The 21418-nt window shown below is 66.6% G+C and carries 19 protein-coding genes, 1 tRNA gene and 1 riboswitch; of the genes, 7 read left to right on the top strand and 13 right to left on the bottom strand.

The features are described from left to right. Positions 1-93 precede the first annotated feature (93 nt). From WBB07_RS25260 to thiC, 3 genes are all read right to left on the bottom strand, one after another. A complete protein-coding gene (locus WBB07_RS25260) occupies positions 94-720 on the bottom strand; it encodes an alpha/beta hydrolase family protein (RefSeq protein WP_526311742.1) in 627 nt (208 codons plus the stop codon). Further along, positions 710-1555, bottom strand: a complete 846-nt coding sequence (gene thiD / locus WBB07_RS25255; protein WP_526311740.1) for a bifunctional hydroxymethylpyrimidine kinase/phosphomethylpyrimidine kinase — start codon at positions 1553-1555, stop codon at positions 710-712. Before thiD ends, WBB07_RS25260 begins: the two co-directional genes overlap by 11 nt. Then, positions 1552-3132 (bottom strand): phosphomethylpyrimidine synthase ThiC, encoded by a 1581-nt coding sequence (gene thiC, locus WBB07_RS25250; RefSeq protein WP_526311738.1) that lies wholly within the window; start codon positions 3130-3132, stop codon positions 1552-1554. The genes thiD and thiC overlap by 4 nt, the downstream gene beginning before the upstream one ends. Next, positions 3124-3233, bottom strand: a riboswitch (TPP riboswitch). It overlaps the preceding gene by 9 nt. A 153-nt stretch (positions 3234-3386) precedes the next feature. Between thiC and WBB07_RS25245 the strand changes: the two genes are divergently transcribed. The 3 genes from WBB07_RS25245 to WBB07_RS25235 all read left to right on the top strand — a co-directional run bounded on the left by WBB07_RS25245 (position 3387) and on the right by WBB07_RS25235 (position 7014). Continuing rightward, positions 3387-5141: an MFS transporter gene (locus WBB07_RS25245; protein WP_526311736.1), complete on the top strand. Its 1755-nt coding sequence runs from the start codon at positions 3387-3389 to the stop codon at positions 5139-5141. Between the two features lie 74 nt (positions 5142-5215). Continuing rightward, positions 5216-6172 carry an efflux ABC transporter ATPase subunit, DrrA-related gene (locus WBB07_RS25240; protein ID WP_526311734.1) on the top strand — a complete coding sequence of 319 codons (957 nt, stop codon included), beginning with the start codon at positions 5216-5218 and terminating at the stop codon, positions 6170-6172. Further along, entirely contained in the window at positions 6169-7014 is an 846-nt protein-coding gene (locus WBB07_RS25235) for an ABC transporter permease (protein ID WP_526311732.1), read from the top strand. Before WBB07_RS25240 ends, WBB07_RS25235 begins: the two co-directional genes overlap by 4 nt. Before the next feature lie 60 nt (positions 7015-7074). Here WBB07_RS25235 and pth read toward each other — a convergent pair whose 3' ends face one another. The 8 genes from pth to WBB07_RS25195 form a co-directional block, all read right to left on the bottom strand. After that, positions 7075-7653, bottom strand: coding sequence for an aminoacyl-tRNA hydrolase (gene pth, locus WBB07_RS25230; RefSeq protein ID WP_526311730.1), 579 nt, complete (start codon positions 7651-7653; stop codon positions 7075-7077). Positions 7654-7668: 15 nt separating this feature from the next. Further along, positions 7669-8313, bottom strand: coding sequence for a 50S ribosomal protein L25/general stress protein Ctc (locus tag WBB07_RS25225; RefSeq protein ID WP_526311728.1), 645 nt, complete (start codon positions 8311-8313; stop codon positions 7669-7671). A gap of 144 nt (positions 8314-8457) precedes the next feature. Then, positions 8458-9327 carry an SDR family oxidoreductase gene (locus WBB07_RS25220; protein WP_526311726.1) on the bottom strand — a complete coding sequence of 290 codons (870 nt, stop codon included), beginning with the start codon at positions 9325-9327 and terminating at the stop codon, positions 8458-8460. An 11-nt stretch (positions 9328-9338) separates the two neighbouring features. Beyond that, positions 9339-9893, bottom strand: a complete 555-nt coding sequence (locus tag WBB07_RS25215) for an LpqN/LpqT family lipoprotein (protein ID WP_526311724.1) — start codon at positions 9891-9893, stop codon at positions 9339-9341. 178 nt (positions 9894-10071) lie between these two features. After that, positions 10072-10410, bottom strand: coding sequence for an arsenate reductase (glutaredoxin) (gene arsC, locus WBB07_RS25210; protein WP_526311722.1), 339 nt, complete (start codon positions 10408-10410; stop codon positions 10072-10074). A 1-nt stretch (position 10411) separates the two neighbouring features. Further along, positions 10412-11392 (bottom strand): ribose-phosphate diphosphokinase, encoded by a 981-nt coding sequence (locus WBB07_RS25205; protein WP_526311720.1) that lies wholly within the window; start codon positions 11390-11392, stop codon positions 10412-10414. Positions 11393-11482: 90 nt separating this feature from the next. Continuing rightward, a complete protein-coding gene (gene glmU / locus WBB07_RS25200) occupies positions 11483-12940 on the bottom strand; it encodes a bifunctional UDP-N-acetylglucosamine diphosphorylase/glucosamine-1-phosphate N-acetyltransferase GlmU (protein ID WP_526311718.1) in 1458 nt (485 codons plus the stop codon). A 5-nt stretch (positions 12941-12945) separates the two neighbouring features. Continuing rightward, a tRNA-Gln gene (locus WBB07_RS25195) sits at positions 12946-13017 on the bottom strand. An 87-nt stretch (positions 13018-13104) separates the two neighbouring features. Here WBB07_RS25195 and WBB07_RS25190 point away from each other — a divergent pair. Both WBB07_RS25190 and WBB07_RS25185 read left to right on the top strand, forming a co-directional pair. After that, positions 13105-13698 (top strand): TetR/AcrR family transcriptional regulator, encoded by a 594-nt coding sequence (locus WBB07_RS25190; RefSeq protein ID WP_526311768.1) that lies wholly within the window; start codon positions 13105-13107, stop codon positions 13696-13698. A 123-nt stretch (positions 13699-13821) separates the two neighbouring features. Then, the gene (locus WBB07_RS25185; protein ID WP_526311766.1) at positions 13822-14697 is read left to right on the top strand and encodes an endonuclease domain-containing protein; all 876 of its coding nucleotides are present in this window, start codon (positions 13822-13824) and stop codon (positions 14695-14697) included. On the opposite strand, the gene WBB07_RS25180 is transcribed toward WBB07_RS25185, so the two are convergent. After that, positions 14658-15413, bottom strand: a complete 756-nt coding sequence (locus tag WBB07_RS25180; protein WP_526311716.1) for a hypothetical protein — start codon at positions 15411-15413, stop codon at positions 14658-14660. The genes WBB07_RS25185 and WBB07_RS25180 overlap by 40 nt on opposite strands. A 108-nt stretch (positions 15414-15521) precedes the next feature. Between WBB07_RS25180 and mfd the strand changes: the two genes are divergently transcribed. Together mfd and WBB07_RS25170 are read left to right on the top strand one after the other, a co-directional pair. Then, entirely contained in the window at positions 15522-19169 is a 3648-nt protein-coding gene (gene mfd, locus WBB07_RS25175; protein WP_526311714.1) for a transcription-repair coupling factor, read from the top strand. Then, on the top strand, positions 19166-20119 hold the full coding sequence (locus WBB07_RS25170) for a nucleoside triphosphate pyrophosphohydrolase (RefSeq protein WP_526311712.1): 954 nt from the start codon (positions 19166-19168) through the stop codon (positions 20117-20119). The genes mfd and WBB07_RS25170 overlap by 4 nt, the downstream gene beginning before the upstream one ends. A 69-nt stretch (positions 20120-20188) precedes the next feature. On the opposite strand, the gene efeB is transcribed toward WBB07_RS25170, so the two are convergent. Then, a partial coding sequence (gene efeB, locus WBB07_RS25165; protein WP_526311710.1) for an iron uptake transporter deferrochelatase/peroxidase subunit occupies positions 20189-21418 on the bottom strand: 1230 nt, incomplete at its 5' end.

Below are 21418 nucleotides of genomic sequence, written 5' to 3'. Positions count from 1 at the left end.
CCTACTCGTCGGTAAGTTAGAGCACTTGGTCCCCGGTTTTGATGCCGCACTCACGGCCCCGGGCAACGGCGCGTCGAACAGCTCGGCCCGCGGCTAGCGTGCGGCCAGTGCTCGCAGCGCGGCGTCGACGGCCAGAGCGGGCACATCAAGAGTCTTGGAGCCCAGGTCATGGCGGGCTCCGGTGACCTCGACGATCTCGGTCGGCCCGCTGAGCAGCTCAGCGGCCGCCGTCAACTCCTCGATGGTGCCGAACGGGTCGGCGGTGCCGTGCGTGAACACCGTGGGGATGGCGATGTCCGGTAGGTGTTCGGTGCGGGCCCGCTCCGGTTTGCCCGGCGGATGCAGGGGATAGGAGAACAGGGTGAGGGCGGCAAGCTCGTCCGGCTGCTTGTGCCCCGCGACCATGGATGTCATCCGGCCGCCGTAGGAGTGGCCACCGGCCAGGACCGGCCCGTCGGTCAGGGAGTGCGCTAGTTCGATGGCCTCGGCGATCCCGGCCTGGTCGGCGGCCGACGACCCAGACGGCGGTCCTTTCGGGCGGCGGCGTCGGTAGGGCAGGTTGTAGCGGATCGCCAGCCAGCCCCGGTTTGCCCATTCGTCACAGATGCGCCCCAGCAGCGGTGCATCCCGGCTGCCTCCGGCGCCGTGGGTGAGCAGCACCACCCCGGTCGGTATGCCCTCGGGTTCGTGGGCTATCCCGGCGATCTGGTCAAGATCCATCGGCGGTCAATCGGAACAGGGCATTCACCGGGCCGTGCCCCTGTCCCAGGGGGTAGGCGGCCCGGATGCACTCGGTCACCCAGGATTTGGCGAAAGCGACGGCGTCGGGCACGGAATAGCCATGTGCCAGAGCGCATGCGGTGGCCGCTGCCAGGGTGTCGCCGGCGCCGTGGTCGTGACCGGTGTCCACTCGGGGAGCTGCGAACTCGTGGAATTCGCTGCCGTTGTACAGCAGATCGGGGCTGGCGTCCGACGAGCGCAGGTGCCCGCCTTTGACCAGTGCCCACTGCGGCCCGAGTGCGTGCAACGCCCGGGCCGCGTCACGCTGGGAGGCGGCGTCGACCACATCGATGCCGACGAGTAGGCGTACTTCGTCGAGGTTCGGTGTCACCAGTGTGGCCAGGGGGAACAGTTCGGTCTGGATCGCGGCCAAGGCGCTGGGATGCAGCAGCGGATCCCCGTGCATGGACGCGCACACCGGGTCGACGACCAGCGGCACCGTGCCTGCCAGCCCTTCCGCGCGCCAGGTCTGGGCTACGCATCCGATGATCTCCGAGGATGCCAGCATGCCGGTCTTGGCGGCTTGGATGCCGATATCGCCGGCCACCACGGCGATCTGGCCGGCGATGACGTCGGTCGGGATCTCGTGGAAGCCCTTGACGCCCAGCGAGTTCTGCACCGTCACCGCGGTGACGGCGACGCAGCCGTGGAGTCCGAGCATGGCGAAGGTGCGCATATCGGCCTGGATGCCCGCGCCGCCACCGGAGTCGGAGCCGGCGATCGTCATCACCCGTCGTGGGGTCTGTCCAGGTGGAGTGAGCGGAAGGAAGTTCACGATGTCGATTCTGCCAAGGGTAGGTAGACGCGGTTGCCCTGCTCGGCGAACTCGTCGGATTTCTCCTTCATGGCGTCACGAATGTCCTGCGTGATGCGCATGGAGCAGAATTTTGGGCCGCACATCGAGCAGAAGTGTGCGGTCTTGGCCGGGGCCGCCGGCAGCGTCTCGTCGTGATAGGCGCGGGCGGTGTCGGGGTCCAGCGACAGATGGAACTGGTCTTCCCAGCGGAACTCGAACCGGGCGCGGGACAGGGCGTCGTCACGCTCCTGGGCCCGCGGATGTTCCTTGGCCAGATCTGCTGCGTGGGCGGCGATCTTGTACGTGATCACCCCGTCTTTGACGTCCTGGCGGTTGGGTAGTCCGAGGTGTTCCTTCGGGGTGACATAGCAGAGCATGGCCGTGCCCGCCTGTGCGATCATCGCCGCACCGATGGCCGAGGTGATGTGGTCGTATGCCGGCGCGATATCGGTGGTCAGCGGCCCCAGGGTGTAGAACGGCGCTTCTTCGCACAGCTCCTCTTCGAGGCGGACGTTCTCGACGATTTTGTGCATCGGCACATGGCCGGGTCCTTCGATCATCACCTGCACGCCATGGGATTTCGCAATTGTGGTGAGCTCACCGAGGGTGCGGAGCTCGGCGAACTGGGCTTCGTCGTTGGCGTCGGCGATGGATCCGGGGCGCAACCCGTCACCGAGGGAGAATGTCACGTCGTAGCGGGCCAGGATTTCGCAGAGCTCGCTGAAGTGGGTATAGAGGAACGATTCGGTGTGGTGTGCCAGGCACCAGGCCGCCATGATGGATCCGCCCCGGCTGACGATCCCGGTGACCCGGTTGACCGTCAGCGGGATGTAGCGCAGCAGTACCCCGGCGTGCACCGTCATGTAGTCGACGCCCTGCTCGCATTGCTCGATCACGGTGTCGCGGTACACCTCCCAGGACATCGCGGTCGGGTCTCCGTTGACCTTCTCCAGCGCCTGATACATCGGTACGGTGCCGACGGGCACCGGGGAGTTGCGCAGAATCCACTCCCGGGTGAGGTGGATGTCCTTACCGGTGGACAGGTCCATGATGGTGTCGGCTCCCCACCGGGTGGCCCACACCATCTTGTCGACCTCCTCGCCGATCGAGGAGGTCACCGCCGAATTGCCGATGTTGGCATTGATTTTCACCGCAAAGGCCTTGCCGATGATCATCGGTTCGGCTTCGGGGTGGTTGTGGTTGGCCGGGATGACCGCGCGGCCGGCGGCGACTTCGGAGCGCACCAATTCGACTGGCATGCCTTCGCGTTCGGCGATGAAGGCCATCTCGGCGGTGACCTCGCCGGCCCGCGCCCGCTGTAGTTGGGTGCCGCGGTCGCGGACGACACCGGGCCGGTGCGGCAGGCCGGCTTCCAGGTTGATCTGGGCGTCGGCGTCGGTGTACGGCCCGGACGTGTCGTACAGGTCGAGGTGTTCGTCGCCTGCGAGGTGCACGCGACGGAACGGGACCCGGGCTCCGTCGGGGAGTTCCCGGTAGATCTTCGAGCTCCCCGCGATCGGGGCATGGGTGACAACGGGGACAGCAACAGCACTCATTCGTTCACTCCCTACGCCGGCATTACCCGGTCAGGTTCGTACGGTCGACGGCCCCAGCCGTCCTCTCAGCGCACTCGGTGTGCACTCCCGTGTGGGTTACGCCCCCAACATAGCGCAGGCTGCTGCGCCGGCACGCCCGGGGAGCGCGGGATTGCCTCCCGATAATTTGCATAGCTAATATATGCTTTCATGGGCGCACACCGCGGTGGGCCGTTCCGGACCCAACCGACACCGACGTGAAACGAAGACTGCCGATGACTTCCGAGCTGACAAAAACATCCGCGATCGACCAGGACCTCACCGCCACCGCCCGCCGCCGGATCCGCATGGACCACGAACACCCGCACTACAAGTGGATCGTGTTGTCCAACACCACCTTGGGGACACTGCTGGCCACGGTCAATGCGTCGATCGTGCTGATCTCCCTGCCGGCGATCTTCCGCGGAATCGGGCTGAACCCACTGGCTCCCGGCAATGTCAGCTACCTGCTGTGGATGCTGATGGGCTATCTGGTGGTGACGGCCGTTCTGGTGGTTCCGTTCGGCCGTCTGGGCGACATGCTCGGCCGGGTCCGGATCTACAACCTCGGATTTGTGGTCTTCACCGTCGCCGCGGTCGCACTGTCGTTCGACCCGTTCCAGCTGGGCGGAGGCGCGGTGTGGCTGATCGCGTGGCGCGTGGTCCAGGGGGTGGGCGGCGCCATGCTGATGTCGTCGTCCTCGGCGATCCTGACCGACGCCTTCCCGGCCAACCAACGCGGTATGGCGTTGGGCGTGAACATGGTTTCCGCAGTCGCCGGCTCATTCCTCGGGTTGCTGATCGGCGGGTTCTTGTCGGAATGGCACTGGCAGGCGATCTTCTGGGTGGGGGTGCCGATCGGGCTGGCCGGCACCGTCTGGAGCCTGCGCTCGCTGCGGGAACTCGGCTCCCGCACTCCGGGGCGCCTCGACTGGGCCGGGACCCTGACCTTCGGAATCGGCCTGACGACCTTGCTCATCGGCATCACCTACGGCATCCAGCCCTACGGTGACTCGACCACCGGCTGGACCAACCCCGTCGTGCTCGGGGGCATCGGCCTCGGCCTGGCGTTGCTGGTGGTGTTCTGTGTTGTCGAACTGCGCGTGTCCTCCCCGATGGTGGATCTGCGGTTGTTCAGATCGGCCTCCTTCGGCATGGGCAACCTGGCCGGGCTGATGTCATCCGTCGGGCGTGGCGGTCTGCAGTTCATGCTGATCATCTGGCTGCAGGGCATCTGGCTTCCGCTGCACGGGTACAGCTTTGAATCGACTCCGCTGTGGGCGGGTATCTATCTGTTACCGGTGACGATCGGCTTCCTGGTGGCCGGCCCGATCGCCGGATCGTTGTCGGACCGCTACGGCGCGCGGCCGTTCACCGTCGGCGGGATGCTGCTGATGGCGGTGACATTCGTGGCGCTGCTGCTGATTCCGGTGAACTTCGACTACTGGTTGTTTGCCGTCATCGTGTTCCTGAACGGACTCGGCGGCGGTATCTTCACTGCTCCCAACACGGCGGCCATCATGTCGAGTGTGCCGGCGGCGCAGCGGGGTTCGGCATCGGGTGTGCGTGCGACCTTCTTCAACGCCGGGTCGTCACTGTCGATCGGGATCTTCTTCTCGCTCATGATCGTCGGGTTGGCCAACACGTTGCCCGCGGCTCTGAGTGGCGGCTTGCAGGCCCAGGGTGTCTCTGCCGACGTGGCACATGACGTCGCCAACCTGCCGCCGGTGGGCAGTCTGTTCGCGGCCTTCCTCGGTTACAACCCGATCGCCGAGTTGCTGGAGCCCTCTCACGCGCTACAGCAACCTGGGGTCGACGCCGAGCTGCTGACCGGCCAGACCTTCTTCCCGGAATTGATCACCGAGCCGTTCCACAGCGGTCTGGTGGTCGTGTTTGCCGCGGCCGCAACGATGATGGTGCTGGGGGCGATCGCCTCGTGGATGTCACCGGGCCGCTATGCCGACGCTCCCGGGGCCGACAACGCCGCGTGAGGTCAACCGGAGCTGCCACCCGGCCCACCCCGGTGATGGAGGTTCTGTCGTAGTCAGGCGCTACGGTCGTTCCCATGCCTGAGGCAGCCATCGAGGCGATCGACCTGGTGAAGAAGTTCGGTGACAACACGGCCGTCGACGGGATCACCTTCACTGTCCCGCAGGGCACGGTGCTGGGTCTGCTCGGTCCCAACGGTGCAGGTAAGACGACAACGGTACGGATGATGACCACGCTCACCGAACCGACCAGTGGCACCGCTCGGGTGGCGGGTTTCGACGTGCGTCGAGAACCTGGCCAGGTCCGCAGCCACATGGGGCTGACCGGCCAGGCCGCCACGGTGGACGAGCTGCTCACCGGCCGGGAGAACATCCGGATGATCGGCAGTCTGTACGGCATTCGCCGCAAGGAACTGGACCGATTGGGTGATCAGCTGCTGGAGCAGTTCTCCATCGCTGATGCCGCCGATCGGGTGGTCAAGGGCTATTCGGGTGGAATGCGGCGCAGGCTGGACCTGGCCGTCAGCCTGATCGCCGCGCCGCCGGTGCTGTTCCTGGACGAGCCCACCACCGGCCTGGACCCGCGCTCGCGCATCGAGCTGTGGGAGGTCCTGCGTGAACTCGTGGCCGGCGGCACCACCCTGCTGCTCACCACGCAATATCTCGAAGAGGCCGACCAACTCGCCGACACCATCGTTGTTGTCGACCGCGGCCGGATCATCGCCCAAGGCACCCCGATGGAGCTCAAGGAGCAGGCGGGCAACGCCAGCCTGGTCGTCACGGTCTCCCGTGCCGCCGACCTGGAGCCCGCGAGGGCGATCCTCGGCCGCACCGGTGCCGAGGTGCACGTCGACGTCGGCGCCCGTCGGCTCACGGCAGCCGCGGACGGTCTCGATGACATGACCAGGGTGGCCGGTTGGTTGCAGGAATACCGCATCGAGGTCGACGACATCGGCTTGACCCGGCCCAGCCTCGACGATGTTTTCCTGTCGTTGACCGGCCGCACCGCCGACGCGGAGGAGATCGCCCTATGACATCCCGGCAATCCGTTCCGGCCACCGGTACCCGTCCGGAGATCCGGCAGACGTCCCTGGCCTATCAGTCGTGGATCATGGTCAAACGCAACATGATCCACACCAAACGGATGCCGGAGATGCTCTCCGACGTCACGGCGCAGCCCATCATGTTCGTGCTGTTGTTCGCCTTCGTCTTCGGAGCGTCGATCACCAACACCGGGGGAGCGTCCTACCGGGAGTTCCTGCTGCCTGGCATCCAAGCCCAGACCATCGTGTTCTCGGCGTTTGTGGTGGCGGCGGGGATCACCGCCGACATCGAGAAAGGGATCATCGACCGCTTCCGGTCGCTGCCGATCTCACGATCGTCGGTGCTGATCGGCCGCAGCATCGCCGGCATCATCCACTCGTCGATCGGTGTTGTGGTGATGGCGTTCACCGGCCTGGCGATCGGCTGGCGGATCCGCGGCAGCGTCGGTGAGGCGGTGCTGGCGTTTGCGCTGGTGCTGGTGTTCGGGTTCGGGATGATCTGGTTCGGCATCCTGGTGGGTTCGCTGATGCGTTCCGTGGAGGCGGTCAACGGGGTGATGTTCACCGTGTTGTTCCCGGTCACGTTCCTGGCGAACACGTTTGTGCCCACCGAACCCATGCCGCACTGGCTGCGGGTCATCGCGGAGTGGAATCCGGTGTCCTCGTTGGCCCAGGCGATGCGCGAGTTGTGGGGTAACGGCCCACCCGCCCCCGCGGAAGCGCAATTGCCGCTGCATCATCCGGTGCTGGCGACGATTCTGTGGGCGGTGGCGATCACCGCGGTGTTTGCGCCGTTTGCGTTGCGCGCCTATGGGCGGCGTACGTCCAACTGACCCGGATCGTCGAGGTCGTCGGACGTCGGGGGAAACACCAGGGTGGTCCCGCGGTGTGGCTCAGGTCCAGGCGTGGACTTGGTTCTGCGCGGGTTCGATACCGAGCTCCACCAACAGCTCAGCGGCGTCGGCGGCCTGCTCGCAGATCACCGGGACTTCGGTGCGCTCACGGGAGTTGAAGGGCTCGAGCACAAATGCCGCGCCGGATTTCTGTCCGGGCGGTCGGCCGATGCCGACGCGGACACGGTGAAAGTCGTTGGAGCCCAATGCGGAACCGACCGATCGAAGACCATTGTGGCCGGCCACGCCGCCGCCGAACTTCAGCCGGATTCGACCGAAGTCGATGTCCAGCTCATCGTGGACGATCACCACATCGGCAGGTGCGACGGAGTAGAACTTGGCCAACGGACCGACCTGGCGACCGGACTCGTTCATGTACACCCGTGGTTTGGCCAGCACCACCGCCCGGCCGCCGAGGCGGCCAGTGGCCACCTCGGCGCCGGAGCGTTTGTGCACCTTGAACGTCTCGCCCAGCCGAGCGGCCAGGACGTCGACCACCATGAACCCGATGTTGTGTCGAGTTTTGGCGTAGTTCGGTCCGGGATTACCCAGACCGACCACGAGCAAGGGTTCGGCCATCTGTGCGGGTGAGGCTTATTCGGCCTGGGCAGATGCGGAAGCGGCCTCGGCCTGGCCTTCGAGCGACACGCCGCCGCCCTCGGACTCCAGGTCCTCGGTCGTCGGCGCCGTCACGACGTTGACAACCAGCAGCTCGGGATCCGAGACCAGGGTGACGCCCTCGGGCAGCGCCACCTGGGCGGCGGTGATCTGGGTGCCGGCGTCGGCGTCTTCGACCGAGACGGTGAGCTGCTCGGGGATCGACAGCGCGTCGGATTCGATCTCGATGGTGCTGGTTTCCTGCGTCACCAGGGTGCCCGATTTGGCATCACCCTCGACGACGACGTTGACCTCGACGGTCACCTTCTCGCCGCGCCGCACGATGATGAGGTCGACGTGCTGGATGTCGCGCCTGATCGGGTGGATCTCGATCTGCTTGGGCAGCGCCAGGGCTTCGGTGCCGTCGACGTCCAGGGTCAGCACGGCGTTGGTCCCGAAGTTACGGAGAACGGCTGCCAGCTCACGAGCGGGCAGGTTGAGGTGCTGCGGGTCGGTGCCGTGGCCGTACAGGACGGCGGGGACCTTGCCGTCACGACGGGCCTGGCGCGAAGCGCCCTTGCCGGTCTTGGTGCGAACCTCGACGGTCAGATTGTTGGCGGCGTGCGCTTTGGCCTTGGCCATGTGATTTTCTCCTCTGCCTGTGCTGTCATCGCACGGCCAGGGTCACGCGCTACGCGCGGAGGTCCCGTCGATAACGGTGGCCTGGCCACCCTCGCCGTGATCGTCAGCAAGATTAGCCCATCATCGCGTCCGGGTTGAAATCGGTCAGAGCGGGAACCGGGTGTCGGTGAGCTGCTCGGACAGCGCCCACAGCGCGGCGGCGGTCTTGGTGCTCTTGGCGAGCGGGCTGCGGCCGACGACCTGGGTGGGCCCGCGGCTGCCGAACCGCGGGCCGATGAAGCTGTCCCCGGGCACGGCCTGCGACGCCGCGAACAGTGTCTGGCGGGCGCCGAAGTCGGCGTCGGTGGCGAACAGCTTGTTGGCGGCCAGCCAGATCGGGGTGCCGAACTTGTTGCCGGTCTGGCCCTGCAGGTTGGTCGCCGAGTAGCCCGGATGGGCGGCAAGTGCCATCAGCGGGGATGCCGCTCGGTCCAGACGGCGCTGCAACTCGCTGGTGAACAGTAGGTTGGCCAGCTTCGACTGCCCGTACGCCGGCCATGCGAAGTACGGCCGCGACTTCCAATTCAGGTCCCCGAGGTTGATGCGACCGATCAGGTGCATCATCGAGGACACGGTGACAACCCGATCGGTGAGCTTGGGCAGCAGCAGATTGGTGAGGGCAAAATGCCCCAGGTGGTTGGTCCCGATCTGGCTTTCGAACCCGTCGCCGGTCTCGGAGTAGGGGACCGCCATGATGCCGGCGTTGTTGATCAGCACATCCACCGCCGGCACCCCGTCGGCGAAGGCGCGCACCGAGGCCAGCGACGACAGATCCAGCGGGCGTACCTCTACATCACCGGTCATGCCGGCGGCGGCGCGCTGCCCCTTTGTGGTGTTGCGTACCGCCAGGATCACTCGGGCGCCCGCCCGGGCGAGCTCGCGGGCGGTGATCTCACCCAGCCCGCTGTTGGCTCCGGTGACGATGACGGTGCGTCCGGTGAAAGACGGCAGGTTCGCAGCGGTCCAGTCGGTCATGACCGCAATGATTACCGAGATACCGTCACGGCGAAACCTTTGATCGCCTCTTCGATCGGATCGGATAGAGCGACGGCTTGATTGGCCAACGTACTGGCGGTGAACTGGATCAGGTACCGGTCGAAGGTGGCGGTGACCGGGATGACCACCCGGTTGTAGGTGTGGATGCGCCGCCCGTCAGGGGCGTCGTAGCTGCCTTCGATCATCGCTGACGGAAAGCCGTCGAAATCGTCGAATGATTCACCGAGCTTGGTGAAGTTGGTCGACATCTCGGCATCGGCGTTGGCGTGCTTGATGGCTTCGGCCACATCGAAGCCACCCCAGAGCTTGAACGCCATCACCATGATGTTCGGGTAGCGATCCTGGCTGTCGGCCGGCCGGAGCAGCTCCACCTCGCGTAGTGCCGGGTCGTCGACCCGGGTCCACGTAGCGGGCGCCGGTAGCGTCACCGTCACATCTGCGAGCGAGTCCACCGCTGTGGGCTCGCCGGTGACCCCGAGACCTTCGAGATACTCGTAGAACGGCACGGGTTTGTCGGCGGCGGTGGCGGGGGCCGGTGTGGACACCGTCGGTGTGTCCGTCCAAATCGATTGGTAGTCAGGCGTTTCCGACCCGCAACCGGCGACCAGAACGGCCGCCGCGAGGATGGTCCCGCCCACCACCGTGCGGGTCATGGGCCCGTGACGGCCAAATCGTCGACGATGTCGGTCGGTGCCGCCACAGCGCCGACCGACAGGGCGAGCCTCACAGGATCTCGCGCACCGCATCGATCGGGCGGGCCAGCCGGGTGCCCTTGTTGGTGACCACAAAGGGCCGCTCGATCAGGATCGGGTGCTCGGCCATGGCGTCCAACAACTCATCATCGGAGGCATCGGCCAAACCGAGTTCGGTGTAGAGCGCCTCGCGTTTGCGTACCGCGGTCTTCACGTCGATACCGGCGTCGTCGATCATTTCGGCCAGCTCCGCACGCGTCGGCGGTGTCTTCAGGTACTGCACCACCGTCGGCTCTATTCCGTTGTCGCGCAACAGATCCAGGGTCTTGCGCGACGTCGAGCAGCGCGGGTTGTGGTAGATCGTGGCCATGCTAGGCGGAGCCGTCGAACAGACTGGTCACCGACCCGTTGTCGAAGACCTGGCGGATGGTGTCGGCCAGCAGAGGTGCAATCGACAGCACGGTCAGCTGCGGGAACTGCTTTTCTTCGCCGATCGGCAGGGTGTTGGTGACGATGACCTCGCGGGCGCCACATTCGGCGAGTCGCTTCGACGCCGGATCGGAGAGCACGCCGTGGGTGGCGGCGATGATCACATCGGCGGCGCCATCCTCCTTGAGGAGCTTCACCGCGCCGGCGATGGTGCCACCGGTGTCGATCATGTCGTCGGTCAGGATGCAGGTCTTGCCCCGCACGTCACCGACCACACGGTTGGACACCACCTGATTGGGCACCAGCGGGTCGCGGGTCTTGTGGATGAAGGCCAGCGGAACTCCGCCGAGGGCGTCGGCCCACTTCTCGGCGACACGCACCCGGCCGGAGTCGGGGGAGACCACCACCATGTCGCGGTCGGAATAGTGCTCGGCGATGTAACCGGTGAGCAGCTTCTGCGCGCGCATGTGATCGACCGGGCCGTCGAAGAAGCCCTGGATCTGGTCGGTGTGAAGATCCACCGTGACGATCCGGTCCGCGCCGGCGGTCTTGAGCAGATCGGCGACCAGGCGGGCGGAGATGGGCTCACGGCCGCGGTGCTTCTTGTCTTGGCGCGCATACGGGTAGAACGGCACGATCGCGGTGATCCGCTTGGCGCTGCCGCGCTTGAGCGCGTCGATCATCAGCAGTTGTTCCATCAGCCACGTGTTCAGTGGTGCCGGATTGCTCTGCAGCACGAACGCGTCGCTGCCGCGCACCGACTCGTCGAAGCGCACGAAGATCTCGCCATTGGCGAAGTCTCGTGCGGTCTGCGCCGTGACGTGTACGCCGAGTTCTTTGGCCACTTGCTCGGCCAATTCAGGATGCGCGCGACCCGAGAAGAACATCAGGTTCTTGCGGTTGTCGGTCCAGTCGTGACTCACCGTTTGCCCTCGCCGGGTAGGGGGATCGATACGCGCCAATCGTACGTAGCGGTTCTGCGGTCGCGTGGCCGGGTTACCAATTGTCGAACGTCAGGCGTCGGGTTCGGTGTTCGGACGGGCTCTGGCCGCGGCCTCGGCGGCCGCGCTTCCGGGGCGCTTTCGCTGCACCCAGCCTTCGATATTGCGCTGCGGGCCTGCGGACACTGCCAGCGCACCGGCTGGAACATCGTCGCGCAGCACGGTGCCGGCACCGGTGTAGGCGCCGTCACCGACTGTGACCGGCGCCACGAACATGGTGTCCGAGCCGGTGCGCACGTGCGAGCCGACGGTGGTCCGGCGCTTTGTCTCGCCGTCGTAATTGACGAAAACGCTGGAGGCGCCGATGTTGCTGTGGTCGCCGATATCGGCGTCGCCGACGTAGGTCAGGTGCGGCACCTTCGTGCCGGTGCCGATGACCGAGTTCTTGGTTTCGACAAACGCGCCCAGCTTGCCGTCGGCGCCCAGCGTGGTGCCGGGACGCAGGTAGGTGAACGGGCCGACGGTGGCGCCGTCGCCGATTGTCGAGGCGGTGGCGTGGGTGCGGATCACCGAGGCGGTGTCGCCGACGGTGACGCGCTCGAGGGTGGTGTCCGGCCCGATGAGGCAGCGCGCCCCGATGGCGGTGGCGCCCAGCAGCTGGGTGCCCGGCTGCACCACGGTGTCCTGGCCGATCGTCACGTCGACGTCGATCCAGGTGGTGGCGGGGTCGACGACGGTGACACCGTTGCGCTGATGGGCGGCGACGATCCGGCGATTGAGCTCCGCGCCCAGCGCCGACAGCTGTACGCGGTCGTTGACGCCGGCTACCAGCATGCTGTCGTCGACGTGTTTGGCGTGCACGATCTGGCCGTCGCCGCGCACGATGGAGATCACGTCGGTCAGGTACAGCTCGTGCTGCGCGTTGTCGGACCGCAGCCGGTTGAGCGCGCTGCGCAAGGTGGTCACGTCGAATGCGTAGACCCCTGCGTTGACCTCGCGGATCTCCTTCTGGCTGGCGGTCGCGTCCGCCTGCTCCACGATGGCGATGACCTCGCGGTCCTGTGTCCGCAGCACCCGGCCGTACCCGGTCGGGTCGGGCAGCGTCGTGGTCAGCACCGTCACCGATGCGGGTTCGCAGCGGTGGGTCTCGAGCAGGTCGGTCAGGGTGTCGGAGTCCAGCAGCGGGACGTCACCGGCGGTCACCACGACGGTGCCGGTGAAGTCCTCGGGCAGCGCCGCCAGCCCGCACAGCACGGCGTGCCCGGTGCCGAGCTGTTCGTCCTGGATCGCGATGCTGATCGGGCGGCCCAGCCGGCCGGCAAGTTCGTCGACTGCCTGGCCGATGACCTCGCGGTGCTTGCCCAGCACGGTGACCAGATGGTGCGGCGACACCTCGGCCACCGCGTGCAGGGCATGCGCCAGCATGCTGCGACCGGCCAGCGGGTGCAGCACCTTGGGGGTGTCTGAACGCATTCGGGTGCCGGCGCCGGCTGCCAGCACAAGCACTGCGGATTCGTTGTGAATTGTCATGAAAGCTCCGTCGCCAGGACTCGAACCTGAACTATCTGAACCAAAATCAGAGGTGCTGCCGATTACACCACGACGGACTGCCGACGCCGGAAACTCTAATGCAAACCGATAGTGTGATGCTCGTGGCGGCTCCAGACAAGCAGGTACGCCCCCCGCGGGCGAGGATGACCGGCAGTGAACGCCGTCGCCAGCTGATCGACATCGCCCGCACGCTTTTTGCCGAGCGCGGCTTCGACGCCACTTCCATCGAAGAGATCGCACAGCGGGCAAACGTGTCGAAACCGGTGGTCTACGAGCATTTCGGCGGCAAAGAAGGCCTCTACGCCGTGGTGGTCGACCGGGAGATGTCGGCGCTGCTCGACGGCATCACCGCGTCGCTGACGAACAACCGGTCGCGGGTTCGGGTGGAGATGGTGACGCTGGCGTTGCTGACCTATGTCGAGGAGCGCACCGACGGCTTCCGGATCATGTTGCGTGACTCACCGGCGTCGATCAGTTCCGGTACCTACTCGTCGCTGCTCAACGACGCGGTGTCGCAGGTGGCCTCGATCCTGGCCGGTGATTTCTCCCGCCGCGGGCTGGACCCGGAATTGGCCCCGTTGTATGCGCAGGCGCTGGTCGGGTCGGTGTCGATGACCGCGCAGTGGTGGCTCGACACCCGCGAGCCGAAGAAAGAAGTGGTGGCTGCGCACCTGGTCAACCTGATGTGGAACGGGTTGACCCATCTCGAGGCCGACCCGCATCTGCAGGACGAGTAGCTCTGCCTCGAGAGTCACTCAGCGGCGGGAAATCGGGGGAAATCCCGCCCTGGCGTGACACTCGATGGGCCTGTGGATGGGTGAACCCGGACGCCGCCGAACACCTGCGAGCCTGCAGGGGTGATTTCCGGGCCCTTTCTCGGTGCGGAGGCGTTGCGTGCCGGAACGCTGAACCGACATCAGCTGCGTACCCGGTACCAGGTGCTCCTGCCGGGCGTCTACGCCGACAAAGCCGCGGTACCCACACTCTGCGACCGGACGGCGGCGGCGTGGTTGTGGAGTCAGCGGCGCGGAGTTGTCGGCGGGTTCGCAGCGGCGGCGGTACATGGGGCGAAGTGGGTGAATCCGCTGGTCGAGGTCGACTTGTTCCATGCGAGCACCCGGGCACCTGTCGGGGTCCGCGTTCACCGTGGCCGGCCTCTTGCCGGTGAGACCCGACGGCTGCGGGGCATGCTCGTGACCACCCCGGCACGCACGGCGTTCGATCTCGCTCGTCGAGGCACGGTGGCCGATGTCGATGCGCTGCTGCACGCGACGGGTGTGAGCGTGGCCGACGTCGAGGCTGTTGCGGCTCGGCATCGTGGCGCCCGCGGTCTGCGTGACCTCGAGCGAGTGTTGAGCCTCGTGGATGCCGGCGCCGAATCGCCGAAGGAAACCTGGCTGCGACTGCTGCTTCGGCGACACGGGTTTCCGCCGTTGCAGACCCAGATCGAGGTCCGCGACGAGTTCGGTGATTTTGTGGCCCGGCTGGATATGGGCTGGCCCGAGCTCAGGGCGGCCGTCGAGTACGACGGCGACCAGCACAGAAGCGACCGTCGGCAGTACGTCCGGGACCTGCGACGACTGGCGGAACTGGAGCGGCTGGGCTGGGTGGTGGTCCGGGTGATCAAAGAGGACTCCGAGGTGCAGATCACCCGGCGGGTCCAGGCAGCGCGCGCACTTCAGTCATCGAGAGTCACTCAGCGGCGGGAAATCGGGGGAAATCCCGCCCTGGCGTGACATTCGATGCCCATGAGCGGCCGCGGGAACCGTTCGGCCGCGCACGCCGCATCCAGGGCATCGTCGACACAGCCGGCGAGTTCTTGCAGTTCCAGCCTGGCATCGCCGATGTACAGCTCGCCGAGCACCACGCCATGCGCCCGACGCAGGTCAGCCATGGCGACCACCATCCGGTGCGCGGCGTCGCGGTACTGCTCGGAGGTGACGGCCTCGGCTCCGAGGCGGCAGTACAGACCGACGAGGCGCAGTGTCGGTTCGGCGATGACGGCGGCGGCCAGGTCGCCGCTGCGCAGCAGCACGTGCCGCGGTCGACGGGTGATTCCGGCCAGATAGGTGAGCTCGCGTTTCGACTCGACAACGATGCGCCCCACCCCGGCCTGGACGGCGGCCTGCATGCCGTCACGGGTTGCGAGGCCGTGGTAGATGACTCGCGCCGGATTGATGCCGCCGGCGAGCACGGTGGCCAGCTCAGTGGGCGAGCAGACCGCCGCACCCAGGTTCTCTTCGGCAGCCCAGCGGGCCACTGAAGTCGTCGACAGCGTGGTCCCGGCGTACAGCACCTTGGTGCCGGGTAAAGCTTTGCGATGGCATCGGGCGCGATACCGGAAGTCGGCTTCGTCGATCACTTCGGCGTGGATGGTGCGCGGCCCCGGCGCGGATTCGACCCGCGGACGGACCACACTGCGCAGCGAGGGCAGGATATCCAGAAGAGTCATAGATCCACGGTGCGCGCAACAGCTGGGAACGGGCACAGGTCTTGACGAGGTTCTGACAGCCGCAGGCCGATTCTTGACGCAGATCGGCACAACTAGAATGGCGACATCATGACCGCACCGGGGCACCCTTCTGTTCAGACCCCGATTGTGGGTCTCGTCGAATTGGCGCTGACAGCGCCGACGTTCACCGATCTGATCGACCGCGCGACGCAGCGGCCCGACGAATTGAAACTCGTGGGGCCGGGCAGCGCCCAACTGTTCGTGGCTGCCGCGCTCGCCCAACAGGGACCGTTGCTGGTGGTCACCGCCACCGGCCGGGAAGCCGACGACCTGACGGCCGAGCTGCGCGGCGTGTTCGGCGACGCGGCGGCGATGTTCCCGTCCTGGGAGACGCTGCCGCACGAACGCCTGTCGCCGGGTGTGGACACCGTCGGTGCCCGGATGATGTTGCTGCGCCGCCTGCAAAACCCTGATGACAGCCGGCTGGGACCGCCGTTGAAGGTCGTGGTGACGACCGCACGATCACTGCTGCAGCCGATGACCCCCGGGCTGTCGGCGGTGGAGCCGGTGACCCTGACCGTCGGCGCCGAGCTCGATTTCGACGACACCATCGCCCGGCTGGTGGAGCTGGCGTACACCCGCGTGGACATGGTGGGCAAGCGCGGCGAGTTCGCGGTGCGCGGCGGCATCCTCGACGTGTTCGCCCCTACCGCCGAGCATCCGGTGCGCGTCGAGTTCTGGGGCGACGAGATCAGCGAGATGCGGATGTTCTCCATCGCTGACCAGCGCTCGATCCCGGAGATCCCGATCGGACACCTGGTTGCGGTGCCGTGTCGAGAGTTGTTGCTCACCGACGCGGTGAAACAGCGTGCGGCGATGCTCTCCGCGTCCAGTCCCGTCACCGACAACACGGTCGCCGGCAGTGTCGGCGACATGCTCGCCAAGCTCGCCGAGGGCATTCCGGTCGACGGTATGGAGGCGCTGCTGCCGGTGCTGCAGCCCGACGAACCGGCGCTGCTGACCGATCAGCTGGCCCCCGGAACCCCGGTTCTGGTGTGCGATCCGGAGAAGGTCCGCACCCGCGCCGCCGATTTGATCAACACCGGCCGCGAGTTCCTCGAGGCATCCTGGTCGGTGGCCGCCATCGGTGGGGACGCCCCCATCGATGTCGAGCAGCTGGGCGGCTCCGGTTTCCGTGCGCTCGGTGAGGTGCGCGCGCAGGCGCGTCAAGCCGGCCATCCGTGGTGGACGCTGAGCCAGCTGCCGGATGAGTCGGCCATCGAACTGGATCTCCGTTCGGCGCCGTCGGCTCGCGGCAGCCAGGCCAACGCCGAGGAGATCTTCGCGATGCTGCGGGCGCACTGCGCCACCGGCGGGTCGGCCGTGGTGGTCACCCCGGGTACCGGTACCGCAAACCGTGTCTGCGAGCAGCTTGCCGACGCAGACACCCCGGCCGCGCTGCTGGAACCCGGCGCCGCACCCAAACCGGGTGTTGTCGGTGTGCTCCGGGGCCCGTTGCACACCGGCGTGATCCTGCCCGGCGCCAACCTGGTGATCATCACCGAGACCGATCTGACGGGCAACCGGGTCGCCGCCTCCGAGGGCAAACGTCTTGCCGCCAAACGCCGTAACACCGTGGACCCGCTCGCGTTGAGCGCCGGTGACCTGGTGGTGCACGATCAGCACGGCATCGGCAAGTTCGTCGAGATGACCGAGCGGGTGGTCGGCGGGGCCCGGCGCGAGTACCTGGTGCTGGAGTACGCCTCGTCCAAACGGGGCGGTGGCTCGGACCGGCTGTATGTGCCGATGGATTCCCTGGATCAGTTGTCGCGTTATGTCGGCGGGCAAGCGCCCAGCCTGAGCAAGCTCGGCGGCAGCGATTGGACGAACACAAAAACCAAGGCGCGCAAGGCGGTACGGGAGATCGCCACCGAGTTGGTGGCGCTCTACGCCAAGCGTCAGGCGGCGCCGGGCTTTGCGTTTCCGCCGGACACGCCATGGCAGGCCGAGATGGAAGATGCGTTCGGATTCACCGAGACCGTCGACCAGATGACGGCCATCGCCGACGTGAAATCCGATATGGAGAAGCCGATTCCGATGGATCGGGTGATCTGCGGTGACGTCGGCTACGGCAAGACCGAGATCGCGGTGCGCGCGGCGTTCAAGGCGATCCAGGCCGGCAAGCAGGTCGCCGTCCTGGTGCCGACCACGCTGCTGGCCGATCAGCACCTGCAGACGTTCACCAACCGGATGGCGGGTTTCCCGGTCACGGTCAAGGGGCTGTCGCGGTTCACCGATCCCGCAGACTCGAAGAAGGTGGTCGAGGGCATGGCCGACGGCTCGGTCGATGTGGTGATCGGCACCCACCGGCTGCTGCAGACCGGGGTGCGCTGGAAGGACCTCGGCCTGGTGGTCGTCGACGAGGAACAGCGATTCGGCGTCGAACACAAGGAACACATCAAGAGTCTGCGCAGCCACGTCGACGTGCTCACCATGAGCGCCACCCCGATTCCGCGCACCCTCGAGATGAGCCTGGCCGGTATCCGTGAGATGTCCACCATCCTGACTCCGCCGGAGGAGCGTTATCCGGTACTGACCTATGTCGGCCCGCATGACGACAAGCAGGTGGCGGCGGCGCTGCGCCGGGAACTGCTGCGCGACGGGCAGGCCTTCTACATCCACAATCGGGTCAGCTCCATCGATTCCGCGGCGGCCAAGATCCGGCAGCTGGTGCCGGAGGCGCGGGTGGTTGTCGCTCACGGCCAGATGCCCGAGGAACAGCTGGAGAAGACGGTTGAGGGTTTCTGGAACCGTGAGTTCGACATCCTGGTGTGTACGACGATCGTCGAAACCGGCTTGGACATCAGTAATGCCAACACGCTGATCGTGGAACGGGCCGATACGTTCGGTCTCTCCCAGCTGCACCAGCTCCGGGGCCGGGTGGGCCGGTCCCGCGAACGCGGTTACGCCTACTTCCTGTATTCGCCGGAGAAGCCGCTGACCGAGACGGCCTATGACCGGTTGGCGACCATCGCGCAGAACAACGAGCTCGGTGCCGGTATGGCGGTGGCCATGAAGGACCTCGAGATCCGCGGTGCGGGCAATGTGCTCGGCGCCGAGCAGTCCGGCCACGTCGCCGGTGTCGGATTTGATCTGTACGTGCGACTGGTGGGGGAGGCTGTCGAGGCCTACCGGGCGGCCGCCGACGGTCAAACCGTGTCCGGTGCAGAGGAACCCAAAGAGGTGCGCATCGATCTGCCGATCGACGCCAACCTGCCGCCGGACTACATCGACAGCGACCGGTTGCGGTTGGAGGGTTATCGCCGGCTGGCCGCGGCCAACAACGACGAGGATGTGCGGGCGGTCGTCGAGGAGCTGGTGGATCGCTATGGTCCGATGCCGGAGCCGGTGCAGCGGCTGGTGGCGGTGGCCCGGCTGCGGTTGCTCTGTCGCAGTTACGGTCTCACCGAGGTTTCAGCCACCGGCGCGGCGGGTCAGCCGTCGACACTGCGGATCGCCCCGATGACGTTGCCGGATTCCGGGCAGCTGCGGCTCAACCGGATGTATCCGGGCTCCAACTATCGCGCGACCACCGCCACCATCCAGGTGCCGATTCCGCGTGCCGGCAGCGGTCTGGGTGCTCCGCGGATCCGGGATCTCGAATTGGCGCAGATGGTGGCCGATCTGGTGTTGGCGTTGGACGGTCGGCCTCGAGGTGAGGTCGATATCACGACGCTGGCGGGTGCGTCCGGATGACGGTGATTCTGGTCGATCCCCGGCGGCCCACCCTGGTTCCTGTCGATGCCGTCGAGTTGCTGACCGGCGAGGTGCAGTACACCGAGGAGATACCGGTGAAGGTGCCGTGGTCGCTGCCCGCGGCGCGCCCGGTCGACACCGGGGACGTCGCACCGGTGTTGCTCTCGTCGGATCCCAAGCATCCTGCGGTACTGGCGCGGATCGCCGTGGGGGAGCGGGTGATTGCGGCGCCGGAGCCACAGCCCGGTGAACGCCTTCTCGATGCCGTCGCCGTGATGGACACACTGCGGACCAACGGCCCCTGGGAGAGCGAACAGACCCACGACTCACTGCGCCGGTATCTGCTCGAGGAAACCTACGAGCTGTTCGACGCGATGCGCAGCGGTAACACCGATGAGCTGCGTGACGAACTCGGAGACGTGTTGCTGCAGGTGCTTTTCCATGCGCGTATTGCTGAAGACGCTGTGGACAGGTCTTTCTCCATCGATGACGTTGCCGATGCCTTGGTGCGAAAGTTGCGCAATCGGGTGCCCGCGGTGCTCGCCGGGGAGACGGTGACGCTGGAGGATCAGCTGGCGCAGTGGGAGGAACGCAAGGCCCGGGAGAAGTCGTCGCGGGAGTCGGTGGTGGCCGATCTGCCGACCGGGCAGCCGGCGCTGGCATTGGCGCAGAAGGTGATGAGTCGGGTGCAGCAGGCCGGTGTGCCTGCCGAGTTGCTGCCGCCCGGACTGCTGACCATCACCGTGAGTTCTGAGGTTGATGCCGAGAATGCTTTGCGGACAGCCGTTTTGGAGTTCATGGACGACGTGCGCAGCGCTGAGAGGGCGGTGGCGGCGGCGCGTGGTGTCGGTGACCTCGATGCAGCTGTGCTGGGTGCCGTCACCGGCGACGAATGGCGCGCAGCTTGGCCCGCGCAGTCGAATGACGGGCAGGCGGGCGACGGGCACTAGCCCTGCGAGCGCGCGTGTTTGTCCCAAAAATTCAGGAGTGTCGCGTACAAACACGCGCGCTCGCGGGTACTAGGCAAGTAGCGAGGATCCCCAGAACGCTGTCGGGTCCCCGTCGCGCAGCCCTGGCGGTACCGCGAAGATGGCACTGCCGTTGTGGGTGATGTACTCGTTGAGCGCGTCCTTGCGGGCCAGCTCGGCCTGCATGGGGATGAACTGGGTTTCCGGATTCCGCACGAAGGCGATGAAGAACAGCCCGGCATCGAGATGGCCGAATCCGTCTGTGCCGTCAGTGAAGTTGTAGCCGCGGCGCAGGATCTCGATACCACCGAGATGCTCCGGTGAGGCCAGCCGCACGTGGGCGTCGACGTCGATCAGCGGGGTGTTCTTGTTGTCGACCAGATCCAGGTTGAGCTCCTGGAACTCCTCGGTCAGACCGTTCGGGGCGCCGGTCCCCTTCTGCCTGCCGATCACCCGCTCCTGTTCCAGCAGTGTGGTCCGGTCCCAGTTCTCGATGCGCATCCGGATCCGGCGGCTGATCAGGTAGGTGCCGCCGGTCATCCAGGCCGGTCCGTCGCCCTCGGCCACCCAGACGAACTTGTTGAGGGTGTCGGGCTCTTCGGCCTTGATGTTGTTGGTGCCGTCCTTGAACCCGAACAGGTTCCGCGGTGTGGCCTGCTCCCGGGTGGTCGACGAGGTACGCCCGAACCCCAGCTGCGAGTAACGCACCGCGACGGTGCCGAACCCGACGCGGGCCAGGTTACGGATGGCGTGCACCGCCACCTGCGGGTCGTTGGCGCACGCCTGCACACAGATGTCACCGCCGGACCGGGCCGGGTCCATCGTCTCGTTCGGGAACTTCGGCAGGTTCTGGAGCAGGTCGGGTTTCTGCGCCGCGACGCCGAACCGGTCCACGCCGTCCTTGAGGAAGAACGACGGGCCGAACCCGATGGTCAGCGTCAACTGCGAAGCCGGAAGCCCCAGCGCCTCACCGGTATCCGACGGTGGCGCGTACGGGTTCAGCCCGACGGCGCCGTTGTTGAACGCCTCTTCGCCCTGCGTCATCCGCTCGGCCATGTGCGTCCACTCCTGCAGCATCGCCACCACTTCCTCGCGTGAGTCGGTGGTGACGTCGAACGTGCAGAAGTGCATCCGGTCTTGAGCTTCGGTGATGATCCCGGCCTGATGCTCGCCGCGGAACGGGACGGCCACCTGTAGGTGGTCGGTGGACGGTCGTGCCGCCGAGGCCCGTCCGGCCAGGGCACCGGCGCCGGCCGCGCCGACCACGGCGGCACCCACGCC

The sequence above is a fragment of the Mycobacterium sp. genome (assembly GCF_049647605.1).
In the GTDB taxonomy this organism is placed as follows: Bacteria; Actinomycetota; Actinomycetes; order Mycobacteriales; family Mycobacteriaceae; genus Mycobacterium.
The sequence above is the reverse complement of the archived record's forward strand: the minus strand, read 5'-3'. Positions and strand labels throughout refer to the sequence as shown.